Source organism: Vibrio sp. Isolate34, assembly GCF_022397915.1.
Classification (GTDB): domain Bacteria; phylum Pseudomonadota; class Gammaproteobacteria; order Enterobacterales; family Vibrionaceae; genus Vibrio.
Genome location: NZ_JAKEUO010000023.1, coordinates 29,285 through 49,460 on the forward strand (window position 1 = coordinate 29,285; position 20,176 = coordinate 49,460).

General features: G+C 44.2%; 19 protein-coding genes. 4 read left to right on the top strand and 15 right to left on the bottom strand.

Translation table 11 applies throughout. The annotated features are described in order from the left end of the window. Positions 1 to 10: 10 nt before the first annotated feature. Positions 11 to 742, top strand: coding sequence for a two-component system response regulator BtsR (gene btsR, locus L1D22_RS19395; protein ID WP_239830915.1), 732 nt, complete (start codon positions 11 to 13; stop codon positions 740 to 742). Positions 743 to 843: 101 nt separating this feature from the next. Here btsR and ispH read toward each other — a convergent pair whose 3' ends face one another. The 6 genes from ispH to murJ all read right to left on the bottom strand — a co-directional run bounded on the left by ispH (position 844) and on the right by murJ (position 8,723). Continuing rightward, the gene (ispH, locus tag L1D22_RS19400) at positions 844 to 1,800 is read right to left on the bottom strand and encodes a 4-hydroxy-3-methylbut-2-enyl diphosphate reductase (protein ID WP_029235087.1); all 957 of its coding nucleotides are present in this window, start codon (positions 1,798 to 1,800) and stop codon (positions 844 to 846) included. A 158-nt stretch (positions 1,801 to 1,958) separates the two neighbouring features. Next, positions 1,959 to 2,390 (bottom strand): FKBP-type peptidyl-prolyl cis-trans isomerase, encoded by a 432-nt coding sequence (gene fkpB, locus L1D22_RS19405; RefSeq protein ID WP_239830916.1) that lies wholly within the window; start codon positions 2,388 to 2,390, stop codon positions 1,959 to 1,961. Between the two features lie 183 nt (positions 2,391 to 2,573). Then, entirely contained in the window at positions 2,574 to 3,074 is a 501-nt protein-coding gene (gene lspA, locus L1D22_RS19410) for a signal peptidase II (protein ID WP_004739521.1), read from the bottom strand. Between the two features lie 158 nt (positions 3,075 to 3,232). Then, positions 3,233 to 6,091 (bottom strand): isoleucine--tRNA ligase, encoded by a 2,859-nt coding sequence (gene ileS / locus L1D22_RS19415; RefSeq protein ID WP_239830917.1) that lies wholly within the window; start codon positions 6,089 to 6,091, stop codon positions 3,233 to 3,235. A gap of 63 nt (positions 6,092 to 6,154) precedes the next feature. Then, positions 6,155 to 7,090, bottom strand: coding sequence for a bifunctional riboflavin kinase/FAD synthetase (ribF, locus tag L1D22_RS19420; RefSeq protein WP_017062867.1), 936 nt, complete (start codon positions 7,088 to 7,090; stop codon positions 6,155 to 6,157). A 70-nt stretch (positions 7,091 to 7,160) separates the two neighbouring features. Continuing rightward, positions 7,161 to 8,723: a murein biosynthesis integral membrane protein MurJ gene (gene murJ, locus L1D22_RS19425; protein WP_345772817.1), complete on the bottom strand. Its 1,563-nt coding sequence runs from the start codon at positions 8,721 to 8,723 to the stop codon at positions 7,161 to 7,163. A 251-nt stretch (positions 8,724 to 8,974) separates the two neighbouring features. On the opposite strand from murJ, the gene rpsT reads away from it, so the two are divergent. Further along, a complete protein-coding gene (rpsT, locus tag L1D22_RS19430) occupies positions 8,975 to 9,235 on the top strand; it encodes a 30S ribosomal protein S20 (RefSeq protein WP_004739529.1) in 261 nt (86 codons plus the stop codon). 269 nt (positions 9,236 to 9,504) lie between these two features. Here the strand turns inward: rpsT and L1D22_RS19435 are convergent, their stop codons facing one another. Further along, positions 9,505 to 9,798, bottom strand: coding sequence for a metalloregulator ArsR/SmtB family transcription factor (locus L1D22_RS19435; RefSeq protein ID WP_004735028.1), 294 nt, complete (start codon positions 9,796 to 9,798; stop codon positions 9,505 to 9,507). A gap of 100 nt (positions 9,799 to 9,898) precedes the next feature. Next, complete coding sequence (nhaR, locus tag L1D22_RS19440; RefSeq protein WP_017629799.1) at positions 9,899 to 10,789, bottom strand: transcriptional activator NhaR; 891 nt, start codon at positions 10,787 to 10,789, stop codon at positions 9,899 to 9,901. A gap of 389 nt (positions 10,790 to 11,178) precedes the next feature. On the opposite strand from nhaR, the gene L1D22_RS19445 reads away from it, so the two are divergent. Continuing rightward, entirely contained in the window at positions 11,179 to 12,324 is a 1,146-nt protein-coding gene (locus L1D22_RS19445; protein WP_239830919.1) for a Na/Pi symporter, read from the top strand. A 395-nt stretch (positions 12,325 to 12,719) separates the two neighbouring features. Here the strand turns inward: L1D22_RS19445 and L1D22_RS19450 are convergent, their stop codons facing one another. From L1D22_RS19450 to rppH, 5 genes are read right to left on the bottom strand one after another with little or no spacing between them, the layout of a single operon-like run. Continuing rightward, entirely contained in the window at positions 12,720 to 13,571 is an 852-nt protein-coding gene (locus tag L1D22_RS19450; protein WP_176681996.1) for a thymidylate synthase, read from the bottom strand. Positions 13,572 to 13,580: 9 nt separating this feature from the next. Next, positions 13,581 to 14,402: a prolipoprotein diacylglyceryl transferase gene (gene lgt, locus L1D22_RS19455; RefSeq protein ID WP_017059338.1), complete on the bottom strand. Its 822-nt coding sequence runs from the start codon at positions 14,400 to 14,402 to the stop codon at positions 13,581 to 13,583. A 56-nt stretch (positions 14,403 to 14,458) separates the two neighbouring features. After that, positions 14,459 to 15,250 carry a sulfite exporter TauE/SafE family protein gene (locus L1D22_RS19460; RefSeq protein WP_017630215.1) on the bottom strand — a complete coding sequence of 264 codons (792 nt, stop codon included), beginning with the start codon at positions 15,248 to 15,250 and terminating at the stop codon, positions 14,459 to 14,461. An 8-nt stretch (positions 15,251 to 15,258) separates the two neighbouring features. Further along, positions 15,259 to 17,508 (bottom strand): phosphoenolpyruvate--protein phosphotransferase, encoded by a 2,250-nt coding sequence (ptsP, locus tag L1D22_RS19465; RefSeq protein WP_239830920.1) that lies wholly within the window; start codon positions 17,506 to 17,508, stop codon positions 15,259 to 15,261. Positions 17,509 to 17,510: 2 nt separating this feature from the next. Continuing rightward, positions 17,511 to 18,029, bottom strand: coding sequence for an RNA pyrophosphohydrolase (gene rppH, locus L1D22_RS19470; RefSeq protein WP_004739545.1), 519 nt, complete (start codon positions 18,027 to 18,029; stop codon positions 17,511 to 17,513). Between the two features lie 616 nt (positions 18,030 to 18,645). Here rppH and mutH point away from each other — a divergent pair. Continuing rightward, positions 18,646 to 19,311 (top strand): DNA mismatch repair endonuclease MutH, encoded by a 666-nt coding sequence (gene mutH / locus L1D22_RS19475; RefSeq protein WP_261885264.1) that lies wholly within the window; start codon positions 18,646 to 18,648, stop codon positions 19,309 to 19,311. A 69-nt stretch (positions 19,312 to 19,380) separates the two neighbouring features. On the opposite strand, the gene L1D22_RS19480 is transcribed toward mutH, so the two are convergent. After that, on the bottom strand, positions 19,381 to 19,692 hold the full coding sequence (locus L1D22_RS19480; protein WP_176681991.1) for a DUF6482 family protein: 312 nt from the start codon (positions 19,690 to 19,692) through the stop codon (positions 19,381 to 19,383). Positions 19,693 to 19,896: 204 nt separating this feature from the next. Beyond that, positions 19,897 to 20,148, bottom strand: coding sequence for a hypothetical protein (locus L1D22_RS19485; RefSeq protein ID WP_004735015.1), 252 nt, complete (start codon positions 20,146 to 20,148; stop codon positions 19,897 to 19,899). Between the last annotated feature and the right edge of the window lie 28 nt (positions 20,149 to 20,176).

The window sequence follows — 20,176 nt, forward strand, 5'->3', positions numbered from 1 at the left end:
AGATTGTAGGATGTTAAAAGCACTAGTTGTCGATGATGAGCTTTTTGCTCGCGAAGAGTTGATCGAGCTGCTGACTGAAACTGGAGAAGTGGAAGTCATTGGTCAAGCGAGTAACGCAATTGAAGGGCTTAAGCAGATCAACCTTCTCAAGCCTGATGTGGTGTATTTGGACATTCAAATGCCTCAGGTCACTGGGATTGAATTGCTGAGCATGCTTGACCCGGAAACCATGCCCTATGTGGTGTTTGTGACCGCCTACGATCAATATGCGATTCAAGCCTTTGAAGACAATGCCTTTGACTACCTACTCAAGCCCGTTGAACCTTGTCGATTAAACAAGAGTGTTTGTCGTCTGAATAAGGTCATCAAGCAAAACCAGAAAGCACCTGAACAAGACATCTCTGCGATTGCTCCCTGCCACTTAGAGCAGATTCCGTGTATTGGTCATAACCGAATTGTGATCATGGCAAGCCAAACGGTTGAATGCGCCTATTCTGATATCAGTGGTGTGCATGTTCGCAGCTCATCACAAACGGCAACCTCACAGTTAACCCTGAAGGTCTTGGAAGAAAAGACCGATTTAATCCGCTGTCATCGACAATATTTGATCAACATAAAATCGATCCAAGAGATCAAGTTACTAGAGAATGGATTAGCCGAGATCATCACACTGACGGGCTTTGAAGTCCCTGTGAGTCGTCGCTATCTCAAGACCTTAAAAGAGCAACTCGGCCTCCAGTAAACACCTTTCAGGACAGGACATAAAGTACGATCAAAAAAGCCAACGCATTAACGTTGGCTGTTTACTGTTTGCGAATCGCTAGTATCACAAGTCGATAGAGATTAGTCGACTTGCTTAATCTGTAGCTCTTTCGGTACTTCGAAGAACATGTTCTCTTCACGACCTTGAATTTCTTCAACGTCAGTCGCACCTAGCTCGCGGATACGGTCTAAGATTTGGTTTACTAGCTCTTCAGGAGCAGAAGCACCTGCCGTTACACCGATCTTCTTCTTGCCTTCAACCCATTCAGTTTGAATGTCTTCAGGGCAATCCGTTAGGTAGCCTGGTGTACCAAGCTTCTCAGCCAGCTCTTTCAAACGTGTTGAGTTCGATGAGTTCTTAGAACCAACAACAATCACTACGTCGACGTCGTTTGCCATCTCACGCACTGCGTCTTGACGGTTTTGAGTTGCGTAGCAGATGTCGTCTTTACGAGGGCCTTGAATCTCAGGGAACACACGACGTAGCTCTTCAATCACATCTGCCGTCTCATCAACAGACAGCGTAGTTTGGCTCACGTAGTGCAGGTTACTTGGATCATTCACCACTAGGTTTTGTACGTCTTCTGGTCTTTCAACCAAGTACATACCACCAGTTTGGCTAGCGTACTGACCCATAGTACCTTCAACTTCAGGGTGACCTGCGTGACCAATCAGTACCACTTCCATATGTTTGCGGCTCGCACGAGCAACCTCCATATGAACTTTAGTCACCAAAGGACACGTTGCATCAAACACTGTAAGTTCACGCTCTTTCGCTTCTTTACGAACAGCTTGAGATACACCGTGAGCAGAGAAAATTACGATGTTATCGTCTGGCACTTCACTCAGCTCTTCGACAAAAATAGCACCACGTTGCTTAAGCCCTTCAACAACAAAGCGGTTATGTACCACTTCATGGCGAACATAAATCGGTGGCTGATACATTTCAAGTGCGCGCTCTACGATGCTGATCGCACGATCGACACCGGCACAAAAGCCACGAGGGTTAGCTAACATTATTTTCATTTCATTGCTCATCATTTACCGCGGTACTTAGGTTGTTTCTATAGAGTTCGCCGTCAGCGAGGTTCGCATTCTACAGTGAAGCGCCTAGACAGTGAAGCTCTGGGTTGAGTGTCACAACTGTAAGGCTATCTTATTCTAGCGTGAAGACAGCTATTCTAACGTTAAGAGAGCTATTCGACAGCTAAGATATTGACATCAAACGTAACGTCTTGGCCTGCAAGTGGGTGATTAAAATCAACCGTCACTGAGTCACCCGCGATATCTGCAATAATACCTGGGATTTCCATACCGTCAGGGCCAGAGAATGCCATGATAGTACCGACTTCAACATCTGTACCACCAGCAAATTTTGCTTTATCCATATGGTGAATATGGTCTGGATTAGGCATACCAAACGCGTCTTGTGCTTTCAGTTCGATAGACTTTTCTGTGCCTTCTTCAAGTCCAAGCAGGCATGCTTCGAAGTTCTCGCTTAGGCTGCCATCACCCATAACGAACTTCGCTGGTTTGCCCATATTTTCCGTACTATCGGCAACTGAACCATCCTTCATCTTAATCGTAAAATGTAGGGTTACTGCTGAATCATTTTTAATTGCTGCCACGTTACTTTCCTTAGACTTCTTTATTATTTGAGAACGCATTCTGCTTTGCTCTCATATTAGTTGCAGCATAAAAAAAAGCGCCACCGGAATCAACCGACAGCGCTTAGGGCTATTCTATTCTGTGAGTCATAGACTGACTTTAAGGCAATCTATTTCAAAGCGTTTTACTTAAGGCTTATTCGCCTATTTGCTTTCATCTTTCTTGCGGAAACCATCGAGGATGATCATCGCAGCACCGATACAGATTCCCATATCCGCTAAGTTGAATGCAGGCCAGTGGTAAGTGCCCCAGTAGAAATCTAAGTAATCGACAACAAAGCCGTGTACTACTCGGTCAAATACGTTGCCAACCGCACCACCGATGATGATGGCGTAAGCAATGTTGTTCCACTTTTCTGTCGCTGGTAGCTTGCTCATCCAGTACGTCAGCATGCCCGTTACTGCAAATGCGATACCGGTAAATAACCAACGCTGCCAACCACTCTGATCGCTCAAGAAGCTAAATGCTGCGCCGTAATTATGTACGTACAAGAAGTTAAAGAACGGCAGCACCTCAATACGGTTTGCCCAGCCATAACCCATGTTGTCCATCACGAAAAGTTTAATGCCGATATCTGCAAGGAAGACTAATAGAGCCAACCATAACCAACGCACACCAGATTGTTTTAACGAAACTTCACTCATTTCTATTCCTAGTATTTACGAAGCTGGTATTCATTCTCACCTGATTTAAGTGATCATCAGTACCCAACTTGGCGAAACACATTTCCTATAATTAAAAATAACCCCAGTTGATACTGGGGCTATAATTTTTACAAAAAGTTCAGTCTTTCTCTGAGCGGTTATGCGAACTTACGCACTTCGCCTTCACCGTCGATGTTCGACACACAACGACCACAAACTTTCTCGTGACCTTCGATAGTGCCTACATCTGGAGTGTGGTGCCAGCAACGGTCACACTTCTCAGCTTCAGTCGCCGCTACTTCAACGAATAGACCTTCAACGTCTGTCGCTTGAGCTGCATCAGACTTCTCACTTAGTGGCTTAACAACCGCAGCAGAAGTGATAAGTACGAAACGTAGCTCATCTTCTAGCTTGTTGATCTTAGCCGCTAGTGCATCGTCAGCGTATAGAGTAACTTCAGCTTGCAGTGCACCACCGATCGTTTTCTCTTTACGAGCGTCTTCAAGAAGCTTGTTCACTGCGCCACGAACAGTCTGGATTTCAGCCCAGAATTCGTTGCTTAGCTCTTCGCCTTCAGCAAGACCAAATAGACCTTCGAACCACTCACCAGTGAATACGAACTTGTCACGTTGCTCTCCAGTTGGTAAAGAGCTTGGCATCTCGTTCCAGATTTCATCTGCAGTGAACGACATGATAGGCGCCATCCAACGAACTAGAGCTTCTACGATGTAGTAAAGCGCAGTCTGACAGCTACGTTGAGCATGACTGCCCTGCTTCGCTGTGTACTGACGGTCTTTGATTACGTCTAGGTAGAAAGAACCCATTTCGATAGAACAGAACTGCATTAGACGCTGAGTTACACCGTGCGTGTTGTACTCGCCGTATGCTTTAACGATCTCTTCTTGTGCAGCTTGAGCACGGCCAACAGCCCAGCGATCAAGTGCAACCATCTCTTCAGCAGGCACTAGGTCAGTTTCAGGGTTGAAACCGTTCAAGTTCGCTAGGAAGAAACGAGCTGTGTTACGAATACGACGGTAAGCATCAGCTGAACGCTTCAGGATTTCATCAGAAACCGCAACTTCACCCGTGTAGTCTGTAGAAGCAACCCATAGACGCAGGATATCTGCACCTAGCTTGTTGGTTACATCTTTAGGTGCAACAACGTTACCGATAGATTTAGACATCTTACGGCCGTTACCATCAACCACGAAACCGTGAGTTAGTACTTGCTTGTATGGTGCTTCGTCTTTCATCGCGATAGATGAAATTAGAGAAGACTGGAACCAGCCACGGTGTTGGTCTGAACCTTCAAGGTAAAGATCTGCACTGTTACCGTTGTACTCTTCACGAGAATCCACAACAGAGAAGTGCGTAACACCTGAGTCGAACCATACGTCTAGCGTATCCATTACTTTTTCGTACTTATCAGCGTCTTCAGCGCCCATAAGTTCAGCAGCGTCTACATCCCACCAAGCTTGAATGCCTTTCTCTTCAACTAGCTTCGCTACTTTTTCAATAAGCGCTGGGCTATCAGGGTGAAGTTCTGACGTTTCTTTATGAACGAACAGAGCAATTGGCACACCCCAAGTACGTTGACGAGAGATACACCACTCAGGGCGACCTTCGATCATACCTTCGATACGGCTTTGACCCCACTCTGGCATCCACTCAACATTCTTAGTTGACTCTAGTGCTTTTGCACGTAGGCCAGCTTGATCCATAGAGATGAACCATTGTGGTGTTGCACGGAAGATGATTGGAGTTTTATGTCTCCAACAATGTGGGTAACTGTGCTCGTAAGCGTGGTGATGCAGAAGTGCACCTTTCTCTTTTAGAACTTCTAAAACAGAGTCGTTCGCTTTGAATACGTGCTGACCAGCAAATAGCTCTGTATCTGGCAGGTAAACGCCGTTAGAGCCTACTGGGTTAGCGATTTCTAGGTTGTACTTCTTACCAACCACGAAATCCTCTTGACCGTGACCAGGTGCAGTGTGAACCACACCAGTACCTGAATCCGTTGTAACGTGGTCACCAAGAACAGCTGGAACAGTAAAGTCGTAGAACGGGTGGTTGAACTGAGAAAGCTCAAGATCAGCACCAGTAGCAAAACCAAGGTTATGGAAGTGCTCGATACCTGCACGATCCATTACGTCTTTTGCTAGTTCAGAAGCAACAACGATACGTTGAGCTGGCTGGTCGCCATTTGCTTCAACTTGGATAAGCAAGTATTCAAGATCATCACGTAGACATACTGCGCGGTTAGCTGGCAGAGTCCATGGTGTTGTTGTCCAGATAACGATAGAAATTTCGCCCTGACCCGCGTGGCCTTCAGCTAGAGTAAATTTCTCTAGAAGTGCCGCTTCGTCAGCTGCTGTAAATTTCACATCGATAGATGGAGAAACTTTATCTTTGTATTCAACTTCAGCTTCAGCCAGAGCAGAACCACAGTCAGTACACCAGTGAACTGGTTTGAAACCTTTAAGAAGGTGACCTTTGTCTGCGATTTTACCTAGAGAACGAATGATGTTCGCTTCTGTACCGAAATCCATAGTGCGGTAAGGTTTATCCCACTCGCCCATGATACCAAGACGTTTGAAGCTCTCTTTCTGACCTTCAACTTGGCCCGCAGCGTACTTACGACACTCTTCGCGGAATTCAGCAGCCGAAATCTTCTGACCAGGCTTACCTTTCTTCTTCTCAACCATTAGCTCGATTGGAAGACCGTGACAGTCCCAACCAGGGATGTACGGTGCATCAAAACCAGAAAGGGTCTTAGATTTAATAATAATGTCTTTAAGAATCTTATTCAGCGCGTGGCCAATGTGAATGTCGCCGTTCGCGTATGGAGGGCCATCATGCAGTACGAAAGATTTTTTACCTTTCTTTGCCTTACGGATTTCGCCGTAAAGATCTTCTTTGTACCAACGCTTAAGCATTTCTGGCTCACGATTTGCCAGATTGCCGCGCATTGGGAACCCTGTTTCTGGTAAGTTCAGGGTATCTTTATAATCACTCATCGATTCTTAATTCCGTTATATTGGGCGAAGTTAGACATTATGTTAATCGGTGGAATCATCCGATTAATTCTTTAGCTGAAGCAGCCACACCCTTGCGGCTTCAGCATCCAATTCTATTTGATTCTTTAATGCGTCGAACGATTCAAATTTTATCTCGTCGCGCAGTTTGTGCAAAAGTCGTACTTCTAACTGTTTACCATACAAATTGGCTTTAAAGTCAAAAAAGTGCACTTCTAATTGCTGCCTTACACCATTAACTGTTGGTCGTTGTCCAATATTAGCAACGCCACCGACAGGAACCCCGTCGATATCCAATGCTTCAACAACATACACTCCCGATACAGGAGAAACACAACGCTTTAATGGAATATTAGCGGTAGGGAAACCTATGGTTCTCCCCAGTTTACGACCATGGGACACACGACCACTAATACTGTAATCACGTCCTAACATGGTAGCACTTGCAGCCAAGTCATCGACCGCTAATGCATTTCGTATCTCAGTACTGCTGACTCGTAATTGATTTAAGCAATAACTTTGGGTGCTTACCACCTCAAAGCCATACTTTTCGCCCGCTTCTTTAAGCATAGCGAAATTACCAGTGCGGCCTTTGCCAAAGCAAAAATCGTCACCAACCACCAAGAACTTCACACCAAGCTTATCAACCAAAAGATCTTTAATGAATGCTTCTGCGGATAAACTTGCAAAATACTGATTAAAATTGACACACAATAAACGACTGATATCTAGCTTGCTCAGTTGCACGTACTTATCGCGTAAGCGAGTTAAACGTGCTGGCGCTCTATCTCGGGCAAACAGCTCCATAGGTTGCGGCTCAAACGTCATAACAACAGAAGGTAGCCCTAATGCTGCAGCTTGTTTAGAAACCTGACTCAGAACCTCTTGATGTCCTAAATGAACACCATCGAAGTTACCTATGGTTAATACACAGCCATGATGCTGCGCTTTAATATTGTGTATACCTCGGATCAGTTCCATTATGATCAGCTAAAACCTGTTATTTGCATCATTTATTGTGTGAAACCGACGGATTATATACTAATCAGTATTAATCTGTCGCTGCTTTTAAATGTTTTACTCGGATACCTAAAATCAATACCGAAACAATATAAACAAAGCCACCAAGTCCAATCAAGCCTGTTAATGTCAGCGCTCTCTGACTGAAGCTCCATTCAAGCCAATGTTGCATATTATCCAATTGCCACAAAATAGCCGCTACCATCACCACACCTGACATAATCAATTTGGCACTGAACAATAAGGTTGTCTTCGTTAATTGATATACGCCCGCCAGATGTAATCCACGATATAACAAGGCCATATTCACAAAGGCAGACAGGGCTGTCGCAATCGCCAAACCAACATAACCATAGAAATAAGCAAAGATCGCGTTAAACACCATATTGGTCACCATGGCGATAATGCCGTACTTAACCGGTGTTTTCGTATCTTGCCGAGAGTAGTAACCCGGAGCCAATACCTTGATCAGCATGAAATTAAGCAAGCCAGACGCGTAAGCAACCAAAGACATCGATGCCTGTTGTACATCGTGTGGAGAGAACTCACCACGCATGAAAAGCACCATCAGCATGGGTTTAGCTAAAACGATAAGACCTAACATCGCAGGAATACCGAGAAGCAAAACCATGCGCACGCCCCAGTCCATGGTATGTGCGAACCCTTCCCCTTGAGCGTCTACGTGTTTACGAGATAAAGCAGGAAGAATTACCGTCGCAATAGCGATACCGAATAAACCGAGTGGAAACTCAAGTAGTCGGTCTGAGTAGTACAACCAACTGATAGAGCCCGTTGCTAGGAAACTGGCAATGAAGGTATCAAACAATAAGTTGATTTGACTAACAGACACACCAAACAGTGCTGGGATCATTAATGTGCGGATCTTAACAACGCCCGGATCTCTCCAGCCCCACTTCGGCTTAACCAACACACCCGCTTTTATTAAGAAAGGCATTTGGAATAGGAATTGGACTAAACCACCGAGGAATACACCGATAGCCAAGCCAATTTCAGGTTGTTCTAGATTAGGAGAGATAAACCATGCTGCGCCGATGATCATTACGTTCAAGAACACGGGGGTAAAAGAAGAGACCGCAAACTTACCTAATGTATTAAGAATCGCACCAGATAAAGCAACAAAGGTGATAAACCATAAATAAGGGAAGGTAATCTTAAGCATGAAGCTCGCCAGCTCGAATTTAGGCGCCGCAGGGCCATCATTCAGCCAGTCGATAAACCAACCAGCACCAAACATCGCAGTGATCACACCAGAGCCTAAGACCCCGATAACCGTGACGATAGACACTAAAACCCCGAGCGTACCCGACACCTTAGCAATTAAATCTCGAGTCTTATCTTTATCACCTGCGGCGTGATATTCCGTTAATACAGGAACAAACGCTTGAGAAAACGCACCTTCTGCAAAAAGTCGACGTAAGAAATTAGGAATTTTATTAGCGAAGAAAAATACGTCGGCACTCGCTCCAGCCCCCATCAAATTTGCTACTACTACATCACGTACTAGCCCCAATACACGGGAAACAAAAGTCATAGCGCTGACAATCAGGCCTGACTTTAATAGTCGTTTACTCACAGAAACCTCTGACACTGGTTGATTACTTTCAAGCGAGGATAAATACTATCCTATCCTAAGAAGCATATTTATTAGCATTGGTCTAAAAATGCTGTTAGAATCCCCGCCATCTTAACCGCGATGACCTTTCCATACCAAAGTTTGTTTGGCTACGATTGGTTTTTGCACAAATCATTTGACAATTAAGCGCTAATGAGGGATAGTCCTCGCCCTTAAATTGTCACCGAACTAAGTTTTTGGGAGTTAGACCCTTGGCAAACAGTAAATCTGCTAAGAAGCGCGCTATCCAAGCTGAGAAACGTCGCCAGCACAATGCTAGCCGTCGTTCTATGATGCGCACTTACATGAAAAAGACTATCGCAGCTATCGCAGCTGGTGATAAAGAAGCTGCAACTGCTGCTCTTGTAGAAGTTACACCACTTCTTGACCGTATGGCGACTAAAGGCCTTATTCATAAGAATAAAGCTGCACGTCATAAGTCTCGTTTCGCTGCTGCAATCAAAGCTCTTTAATAGAAATTTGATTACAACGCAAAACGAAAAAAACCGGCCTAGGCCGGTTTTTTTATATCTAAATTTTGAGTAACGCTGCTATTTACTTACTAAAAGCTATTTTACTCACTGAAAACGGTTTTGCTTATTCACCGAACCTGCTTTTCAATAAACAGAATAAGTCGATAGGAAAACAAGCTATTTAGGATTAACGTTCGACGTGAAATACTGACACTTCCTTGTGTCGACCTTATCCCTGAAAAGAAATCATCTCTCTCATCAGTAATAAGCTACTTGCAGTAAATACCATGCAGTAGGTTAATCATCGCTTTTACTTCTTCACTGCTCAATGTGTAATACACAGTTTGAGCTTCTTTGCGAGTTTCGACCAAACCATCTCTTCTCAACCAAGCAAGATGTTGAGATAAAGCAGACTGACTCAGTTCCAACTTGCCGCACAACTCCCCAACCGACAGTTCAGTACCATGTAATAGGCATAAGATCTGTAAGCGACGCTCGTTGGCCATGGCTTTGAGTAGAATCACAGCTTGTGCTGAGTTCTTCTCCATCTCTTTTAAGTTCATAGTTTGGCTCCCTACAACCTTTGCGCCAACTACGGGCTATCAGTATTTCCGGCGTATTGCGGAGTTATGATAATCGATATCAATTCATTAACAAACTATCTCACTCGAACAATTTGCTAAAATCTGCGTCACATACGTTTTTAACTGCTGGATGTTGGATCATCCTCTCAGCAAATATGACGTAGTACTCCTCTTTTAACTCTTCAATACCACCCAATAATTGCAGTGAGGTATCTTCTTCCACTTCAGACATATACAGCGTCGGTGCCAAGAAAATAGCGTCATGATGATAACGAGCAAAAGCTTTCATCAATGCAGCATCATCAAACTCACCTAAAATATCAGGTTTAAGCCCTTGTCTATCAAACCATTGCAGCACTTTACGCCCCATAGAGGTTCGGCTACCTGGGATCAAAAGCTTCCTTTGTTCTAATACTGCTGGGAAGTTAACGCCTTCAACCTTGCCTGAACTGAAAAAGCTCATGCCACTCTCACCCAGCTTCTTACTAAACAAGCCCGGGCTTTGGCTAGAGTCCACCGGACAGTCAGACAAAATCATATCCAGCTTATGTTGAGAGAGTTGCTCAAGCAGCATTTCGTGAGTCGATTCAAAACAACGAAGGTGGATACTGTTATCTTCTGGAATCGTCGACATTAAGATCTTGCTCACGAGCCTTTTTGACAGCGCATCCGCAACACCCACATCAAACAGAATATTTGAGTGCTGGCTGTAATTCACGATATCGAGCATTTCGTAACTCAGGCCAAACATACGATCGGCATACTTAAAAACCAGCTGCCCAAGCTCTGTTGGCTCAACACTACGCCCGTTGCGCTTGGTCAGCTTGCCGTCCATTCGCTCTTCTAATGCTTTTATCTGACCCGTTACCGTTTGAGGAGTAAGAAATAAAGCTTCTGCCGCTTTGGTAACAGAGCCTTGCTTACAGACCATCCAGAAGTAATAAAGGTGGTTATAGTTGAGGTGCGACATAGGTGTGCCGTAATAAAGGAGTAGATACCCTTTTATATCAAATATGACACTCCCGCTCAACAAACTCGGAAAAACCTAATTCAAACCCTGGTTACCACTTATTTTTTCGAAGTGTGTGATTTCATAATGTAATATTTGAGCGATTATTTTCAATTTTTTTCTAACTTTTAAGATCTATATCACCTATAGAAAAACCCTTTAAACCCATTTAAAAACAATCACTTAAAACAACCACATTAGCTATGGGAATATTTAAAGAGTAAATCATCACAAAAAAGCCCCACCTAAACCAAAATGTAATATTACTGAAATATTTCCCCTCTAACATCACGCTCAGATTAAACAAACAGACCAAACACAGACTTAAACGGTCCAATGGAGAAAACATTATGAACCAAGCTACTACTGCAGCAGCGCCTATCTCGAGCACAACTCGTTGGCTACGCTGGGCTAACTTGGCATTCATGCTTTACCTACTATTACTTTCAGTTTCAATGGTTGGTACAGGCTTCAAATGGGCAACAGGCGAGCAAGCAAAGGTTCTTTTCGAATTTGCTTCACACCCAGTTGCAGGCTTAATGATTGGTTTAGTGGCAACAGCACTTATTCAGTCATCAAGTACAGTTACTTCAATTATCGTTGGCCTTGTGGCAGGTGGTTTACCTGTTGAGCTAGCAATCCCTATGATCATGGGTGCAAACATTGGTACTACGGTAACCAATACGCTAGTTAGTCTTGGTCATGTTCGTTGTAAAGAAGAGTTTAAGCGTGCGTTCGCAAGTGCGACCATTCACGACTTCTTTAACTTATTAGCCGTTGCTATCTTCCTACCACTAGAGATGGCGTTTGGTATTCTAGAGAAGATTTCTCACTGGTTAGTGTCTCCAATGCTAGCAACAGGTGATATGAGCATGAAGGGTCTTAACTTCATCAAGCCAATCACTAAACCTGTCGTAAGCGCGATTAAAGAGCCACTATCAACATTTGGCGACACTGTTGGCGGCATCATGCTTATTGTTCTTGGTATCGCGACTATTTTCGTAGCTATCACAGTAATGGGTAAGCTAATGAAGAGCCTAATGGTTGGCCGCGCTCGTGAGATTCTAAAGAACGCAATCGGTCGTGGTCCAATCCACGGTATCGCTTCTGGCTCTATCGTGACTATCCTTGTTCAGTCTTCTTCAACGACAACAAGCTTGATGGTTCCGCTAGTAGGTTCAGGTGTTCTTAAAGTACGTGACGTTTACCCATTCACTCTAGGCGCAAACATCGGTACATGTATTACCGCTCTACTAGCAGCAACAGCAGTATCTGGTGAGTTCGCAGTATTCGCACTACAGATTGCTCTAGTACACTTGGTGTTCAACATCATGGCGACAGTATTCATCTTCGGTATTCCGTTCCTACGTGAACTACCAGTGAAAGCCGCTGACATCATTTCTGACATGGCAGTGAAGAACAAATCTGTAGTCGCTGGCTACCTTGTTGCGGTATTCCTTGTACTGCCTGGTACCGTGTTAGCTCTAACTGCTTAACAGCAAAACAAACATCGCTTATAGCAAAGCCCGCAACCTCTTAGGTTGCGGGCTTTTTCTTTTCTGAAAGGCAGATACGAGTATCAAAAAGAAGATGTGGGGCACAGGTAAACAAATAACGAACAGTCCGGTTACTCGTGTCTATATACCCTAGTCATCCCCTACAACGATGAACGAGCGTAATAGGGAATCCCACAAACACACCACGAAAGAGATTCCCTACTCCCTCCTTCGTCAGTCTAGGGAATGGCGAATTGAAATACAGATTCGGGTTTTAGGTGCCGAAAAACTCGCACTCTTAAGAATTTCTTTGGCTCTGTGTATCTCGTTACTGCTCTGCAGATATAAAAAAGACTGCACAGTGGCAGCCTTTCTATCAAACAAAGCGAATTAGATTAAACCGAGAATGGGTACTTAATCGCTTCGTGGCATTCGTAACCTTCAACCCAAAAGTCATCCATCGTTACCCACGTTTCCAAATCTTCTAAAGACTTAATTTCAGGATTGATATGGAATGTTGGGCCAGCCAGAGGCTCACGCTTCAGCTGAATATCACGCATTGGCGCTAATTGGTCTTCATAAATATGAGCATTCACAAGCTTGTGGTAAGCCACACCCGGTTTCTTGCCAGTGATTTGCGCCATAATAGCCAAGAACACATACACTTGAACCATGTTGAAGTTCAGACCTAGCGGCACGTCACAAGAGCGCTGAGTACTATTTAGGTACAGAGTGTCACCAAGCAGAGAGAAGTGGTGGCTGTACATACACGGACGCAAGCAGCCCATGTGGAACTCGCCAGGGTTGTAGAAGTTTAAAATTTCACCACGGTCATCGATACCGTTCGTTAGATCATCAACAATCTTCTTCAGCTGGTCGATATGACCGCCATCAGGCTTTGCCCATGCTCGCCCTTGAACACCATAAACACGGCCCATGTCATCTTCACCCTTACGGTAAGGATTGTTCAGCCATGCTTCGTTCAAGTTAGAGTTCGCATCCCAAGTTTTAGTGCCTAGTTTACGGAAGTCTTCAGCATTGTCGTAACCACGGATGTAGCCAAGCAGTTCAGCAACCGCCGCTTTCCAGAAGCTCTTGCGCGTTGTGACTAGAGGGAACTGGTTATTACCAACATCATATTCCAGGTCAGCATTGATAACGGTTAGGCAGCGCTTGCCCGTACGTTCATTTTCAATCCAAGTACCGTCATCAACGATACGCTGACAGAGATCTAAATACTGTTTCACACCAATTCCTTACTTCGTTTGTTGTGGTAATTCGTCTTTGTAGTGACCGCGTTTGTATGCCCAAACCATCATCAGCACACCGATGATAACCATTGGCAGTGACAGGATCTGTCCCATCGAGATAAATCCGCCGAACAAGCCAAGGTGAGCATCTGGTTCACGTACGTATTCTACTAAGAAGCGGAATGTACCATATCCTGCTAGGAATAATCCTGATACAGAACCAAGAGGACGCGGCTTTTTAATAAACCAGTTCAAGATGAAGAACAGAACAATACCTTCAAGCGCCATTTCATAAAGCTGAGATGGGTGACGAGGAAGTGGACCACCATTCGGGAACACGATTGCCCATGGCACATCAGTCACTCGGCCCCAAAGCTCGCTGTTCATGAAGTTACCTAAACGGCCCATACCTAAACCAAATGGTACTAATGGCGCAATCATGTCTGCTACGCCAAAGAAGGTGCGACCGTTCTTTTTCGCATACCAAAACATTGCAGTGATAACACCAAGCAAACCACCATGGAAAGACATGCCGCCAGTCCATACCTTAAATAGGTAAAGTGGGTCTGCTAAGAAAAGGTCGAAGTTGTAGAAAAGTACGTAGCCAATACGACCACCAAGAACCACACCTAGAAAGCCAGCAAACAGTAAATCTGATACTTGCTCACGAGTCCAGCCACTACCTGGCTGATCAGCTCGGCGATTTGCTAACCAAAGAGCAAACATAAAACCGACGAGGTACATTAGGCCGTACCAACGAACTGAGATTGGTCCTAGTTCAATAAGAACAGGATCGATATTTGGGAATTCGATAAAACCCTGAGACATACTTGGCTCTCTATCTAAATTGATCAACGGTTAGCTCACAGCTAACAGAAAAGACACTACAGCAGCATTGTGGCTGCTATAAACATTAAAAATACCGCAAAGAATTTCTTTAACACAGGGGTTGGCAATTGAGTAGCCAGCTTCGCACCCACTCGCGTCGTCAGAACGGAAGTGCAAGATATCGCAATCAAAGCCGGCAGATAAACATAACCCAAGCTAAATGCAGGCAGATCATCGACAGAAGAACCATGCCAGATGAAACCGAGCATTCCCGATATCGCAATAACACAACCACACACCGAAGATGAGCCAACCGCTTTGCGCATTTCCACACCGTGATGGTTAAGAAAAGGCACAGACAACGATCCGCCACCAATACCCGCTAAGCTTGATACCAAACCAATACCGCCGCCACATAACATGGTTTTAGCTGAACCTGGCATTGCCTTCTGACTCTTAGAGCGAATCGACAATAGCATTTGCAAAGCCAAGACCAACACGATCATACCGAATACTTTTGGCAGATACTGAGCCGGAATCACTTCGGCCACAAAAGAACCGAGGAAACCACCGACAACCACTCCGGGCATTAACCACTTAACGACAAAGATATCCACATTACCCAATTTTAAGTGGTTAATCGCAGACGATCCTGACGTAACAATAATGGTGGATAGCGACGTGGCCAGTGCCATTTGCATTGCAAACTCTTGAGGGATACCCGCTTTAGGAAGCAAAAACAGTAAGGCAGGAACCACCAGCAAACCACCACCAATGCCTAGCAAGCCAGCTAAAACACCAACAATAGCACCAAGGCCTGCTAGCAAGCCTATCAGTTCATATGACACGTTAAATCCTATTTTTTACCTGCTCGAATGAAGCCTGTAAATTCACGCTCTTCGAAATAGTTCAGCATCATACTATAGATGTCACTACCATACGGTTTTGAAAGTGCCTTATTTGCCAAATCCTGTAATTCACCTAAGTTAGATTGACGAATCAGATATTTGGTTCTGGCCACATTCGAGGTATTCATACTTAGTGTCTGATACCCCAACCCAATCAGTAACAGTGCGCCCATAGGATCACCGGCTAACTCTCCACAAATACACACGGGTAATTGATACTGCTTACAAGTATCATGAATTTGTTTTAATGCCATGATCACCGCAGGGTGCATTGATTCATAGACATCGGAGACTCGTGAATTGTTCCGATCAACGGCTAATAAATATTGGGTTAAGTCATTGGTACCGACGGAGACAAAATCGACCTTGTCGGCAATTAGTGGCAGCAGATAAAGCATTGATGGTACTTCGATCATGATACCAATGCGTGGCATACGCACTCGGTTATCAAGCTCGTGCACTTCGTCATAGGCTTGTTCAATCAGTTGTAACGCATCATCGAGCTCTTGAGCACCGGAGATCATCGGTAGCAAAATGCTCAAGTTATGGCTTTCACAACTCGCACGTAGCATAGCGCGTAACTGAATAATAAAGATGTCAGGATGATCGAGTGTAAAGCGAATACCACGCCAGCCAAGGAATGGATTGTCCTCTTCGATAGGGAAATAAGGTAAGGCCTTATCTCCACCAATATCGAGCGTACGCATCACAACTTGCTTCTTAGGATAACTTGCTAGTACAGAACGATACTGTTTGAATTGTTCGTCCTCTGACGGAAACCTTTGTTGCAACAAGAAAGAGATTTCCGTTCGGTACAAACCAACGCCATCAACACCTTGGTTGATAGCAATATTGGTATCAGCGCTCAAACCTGCATTAAGTAGGATTTCGACCTGTTGGTCATCTTGGGTTTTCGCAGGTAGATACAGTTCTCGATTGACCATAGAAGAGAGTTCACTCTCCTCAAGAATCAGCCCTTGATACTCTTTGAGTAGGTTTTTCGTCGGCTCAATAAAGATCTCACCGCTGTACCCATCAACAATCGCTTGCTTGCCATTGGCTTGAACAAGGTTGAGGTTAACCCCCATTACTGAAGGAATGCCTAGAGCGCGAGATAAAATCGCAGCGTGCGAGTTCGCCGCCCCTTCCAAGGAGATCACTGCCAGCAGCTTCTCTTTTGGAATCGACGCTAATACCGAAGCCGTTAATTCACGCACCACCAGAATGATAGGTTTATCTAAGGTGCGTAGCTCGTATTCTGAGTTATGAAGGAAATACAACAGCCTTTGACCGAGTTCTCGAATATCCTGCGCCCTTTCACGCAAATACACATCCGACATACGAGCAAAGCGATTGGAATAGCTTTCAACCACCTGCCTTAGTGCCCAGTCCGCTTTATCGCCTTTTTGAATTTGGCTCTTTAGATCCTTACGTAACATAGGATCGTTGAGTAAGTGCGTAAACAGGTCAAAGATCGCCAATGCGTCTTTATTGATTTCACTGTCTAAGCGCTTTCGCATGCGCTTGAAGTCATTGAGGGCATTCTCAACCGCCACTGCCAATAACTCTTGCTCGCGCTCGATATTGAGCGTCGAAGCAGGGTACACATCCGTTAATTCAGGTTGGGTGTTGTCCCACCACAGATCACCAATCGCTACCCCAGATGAAGCTGCAATACCTTTGATGCCTGGCAGCTTTTGTTGTTCCAACAGCCAATGACCTTGGGTTTGAGCGTGCGCCACAATAACCGCAAGTTGAGCTGAGAGCGTAACGAGGAATGACTCTTCCATCTCACTAAATAAACGAGGTGTTTTTTGTTGAATAACCAATACGCCAAGCACTTGCTTGCGATGGATAATAGGAGTACCAAGAAAAGAGTGGTAAATGTTTTCTCCAAGTTCTGGAAAAAACTTATAAGCAGGGTGAGCAGACGCTTGTGCAAGGTTAATAGGTTCAGCACTTCGTTTCACGAGGCCAACTAAGCCTTCGTCGAAACCAATGTGAATACTATTACCTTCAAAGATCAGGCCTTGAGTTGCCATCAACTCAAGGCGCTGCATATCATTATTGGCTAAATACACGGTGCAACATTCCGTCTGCATCGCACTGCATGTCTCTTTAACTAGAATATCAAGTGCCGTCGATACATCTTCAACTCTTGATACGTGTTCAACTATTTCCCTTAGTTGACTGAGCATGCTTAACCTCTACGCAATTTGCGTTTTCCTTTTGTTTTTCGCTCTTTAAACGGCATTGCTAAAGATGCGAACTCTTTCATCGCTCGACGGTAAACATCTCGCTTAAAAGAAACAACTTGTCGAACTGGGTACCAGTAACTCACCCAACGCCAACCATCAAACTCAGGTGTACTTCCACGCTGCATATTGATACGCGATTCATCGCAATCTAAGCGCAAAAGGAACCACTTCTGTTTTTGTCCAATACAGACAGGTTTCGAATCCCATCGAACCAGTCGTTTGGGTAGCTTATAGCGTAACCAATGACGACTTGTCGCGACGATCTTTACATCCTTTTTAGTAAGGCCAACCTCTTCATACAACTCGCGGTACATTGCCTGTTCCGGAGTCTCACCTTCATCTATTCCCCCTTGAGGAAATTGCCATGAATGTTGTCCGTATCGTTTAGCCCAGAAGACCTGACCATGGTTGTTACAGATTACAATACCAACATTTAATCGGTAACCATCGCCATCTATCACTGGCCAACCTCTATCTAAATTTTTAATTACACTGATTTTTCCACATATCCCCAATCGGAGCAAACTTAGTGACGTGATAAGCGCTATATTTATGAATATTAACTAAGAATATGGATAAGTTTTGCTCAAAATTTAGTTACCCACACAATAGTGAGACATAGACCACATTTATTCACCTTTTCTGTGAATAACTATGTGAAGAATTACCCGCAATCGTTTTTTTTAATCCATAGATTCATCAACACCCAAAACAACAAACCTATAAATTAAATTTAAATTAATTTAAAATCAGGCAGTTAAAAATAAAAATCAATTTTCAAAAACAAGATAAATGAAAAAGATCTTTTAAAATTAGAACATGGTTAAAGATCAACCACTCCGGTGTTTATCCACACTACCAATCGAAAGATTCATTTTAACCCCTGTTTGGCAAGCATTTTATCCACCACAAACCCCTGTTTATTTATCCACTAAATTAATATTTCAATTAATTACGTTCATGTCCTGTGGATAACCCTGACTTTGATCCCTTTAGTCGCAATGAGATCATTTCTTAACCAGTCGTCATATGGTGATAACTTCTGATAAAATCATTTTTTTGATCATGCCTTTTATTATGAAACCAGAACCACAAACACAACAAGAGCTGTTAGACAGAGCCTACGCGATTGCCGGAATGACTTTCAAAGAGCTCGCTGACGAAGCCGAAATGGACATGCCAAACGACCTAAAGCGTGATAAAGGCTGGGTTGGACAGCTTTTGGAATGGCACTTAGGCGCACCTGCTGGCAGTAAGCCAGAACAAGATTTTGCGAAGCTAGGTATTGAGCTCAAAAGCATTCCGATTGGCTACTCTGGAAAGCCACTCGAAACCACGTTTGTTTGTGTCGCACCGCTAATGGGCGTGCAAGGCATTACCTGGGAAACCAGTCACGTTCGTAACAAGCTATCTAAAGTGTTGTGGATCCCTGTTGAGGGAGAAAGAGAGATCCCACTGGCAGAAAGGCATGTAGGATCCCCTTTGCTATGGACACCAAGCGAGGCTGAAAACGAGCTTCTAAAAAGGGATTGGGAAGAACTGATGGAATTGATCGTGTTAGGCAATGTTGAACAGATAACAGCAAGACACGGTGAAGCGCTGCATCTACGACCAAAAGCCGCCAACAGCCGAGTGTTAACGGAAGCTTACGGTGCAAGTGGAAAGCCCATCAAGACTAAACCGCGTGGTTTTTACCTAAGAACTCAATTCACCCACAAATTGCTGACGACACACTACGCATAAATCGTTTTAACACACCTCAAAGATCGGGTGATCAATGTGTTATCAACCGTCGGTAATAAGAAACGAGTTTTAATGAGGTTTGAGCGCCAGTTCAATATCGCAGTAGCTTTGGCTTGGTTCACTACCAAACTCATCATACGCGTTATGCAAGCGAAGGTAGGCCTTTTCAAAGCCGAGCCGGAGTAACTCCTCTTTCACTTGATCCAAGGATCCAAAGTGAAGCGGCTCGCCGTCTTGCTTTACTGGTTCTAGCTTGTGTTTGTACTCCACCGCCAATAGATACTCTGAGATATCAGAACAACCAATAACGTACACTTTGGGTGTTTGATAAGAGTCTTTGTGCTCTCCATGTAACCACATGTCTAATTGATGCTTTTGCATAGCCGGCCTCCCTTGCTCTCTAAAGCTTAGTAGAACTCTATTTCTTTACTAGGGCGCGTTGATTTTTCTCGATTAAAAAACCAAAAAAGAGAAGCAATAGCTTCTCTTTTTTGGTCAGTTCTAGTTCAAAAGCTTACACTTTCGACGCCATAACTATCCCTGTGACTTATCTAAGGGGTTGAAAGGTGCTATCAACCCCGCAGATTACGTCGGTATTCGCGCACTTAAGACACGACGAAGGTGACGTACTCGACGTTCAATAGTAACGACTTCAGGTTCAGAAAAACCAATAGGTCGACCATCTGCTTCAAGACCAATATCTCTTAGTAAGTGAGTATTGTTCCATGGTAGATCATATGAACTACGACGAACTTTTCGTTGCCATTCACGCTCTTCACGACGAAGGTCTGCACGGATAAGGACTGTTGCTAATTTTAAATATACTGAGTGACGCATAATAACTCTCCAGTTGTTGAATAAACTG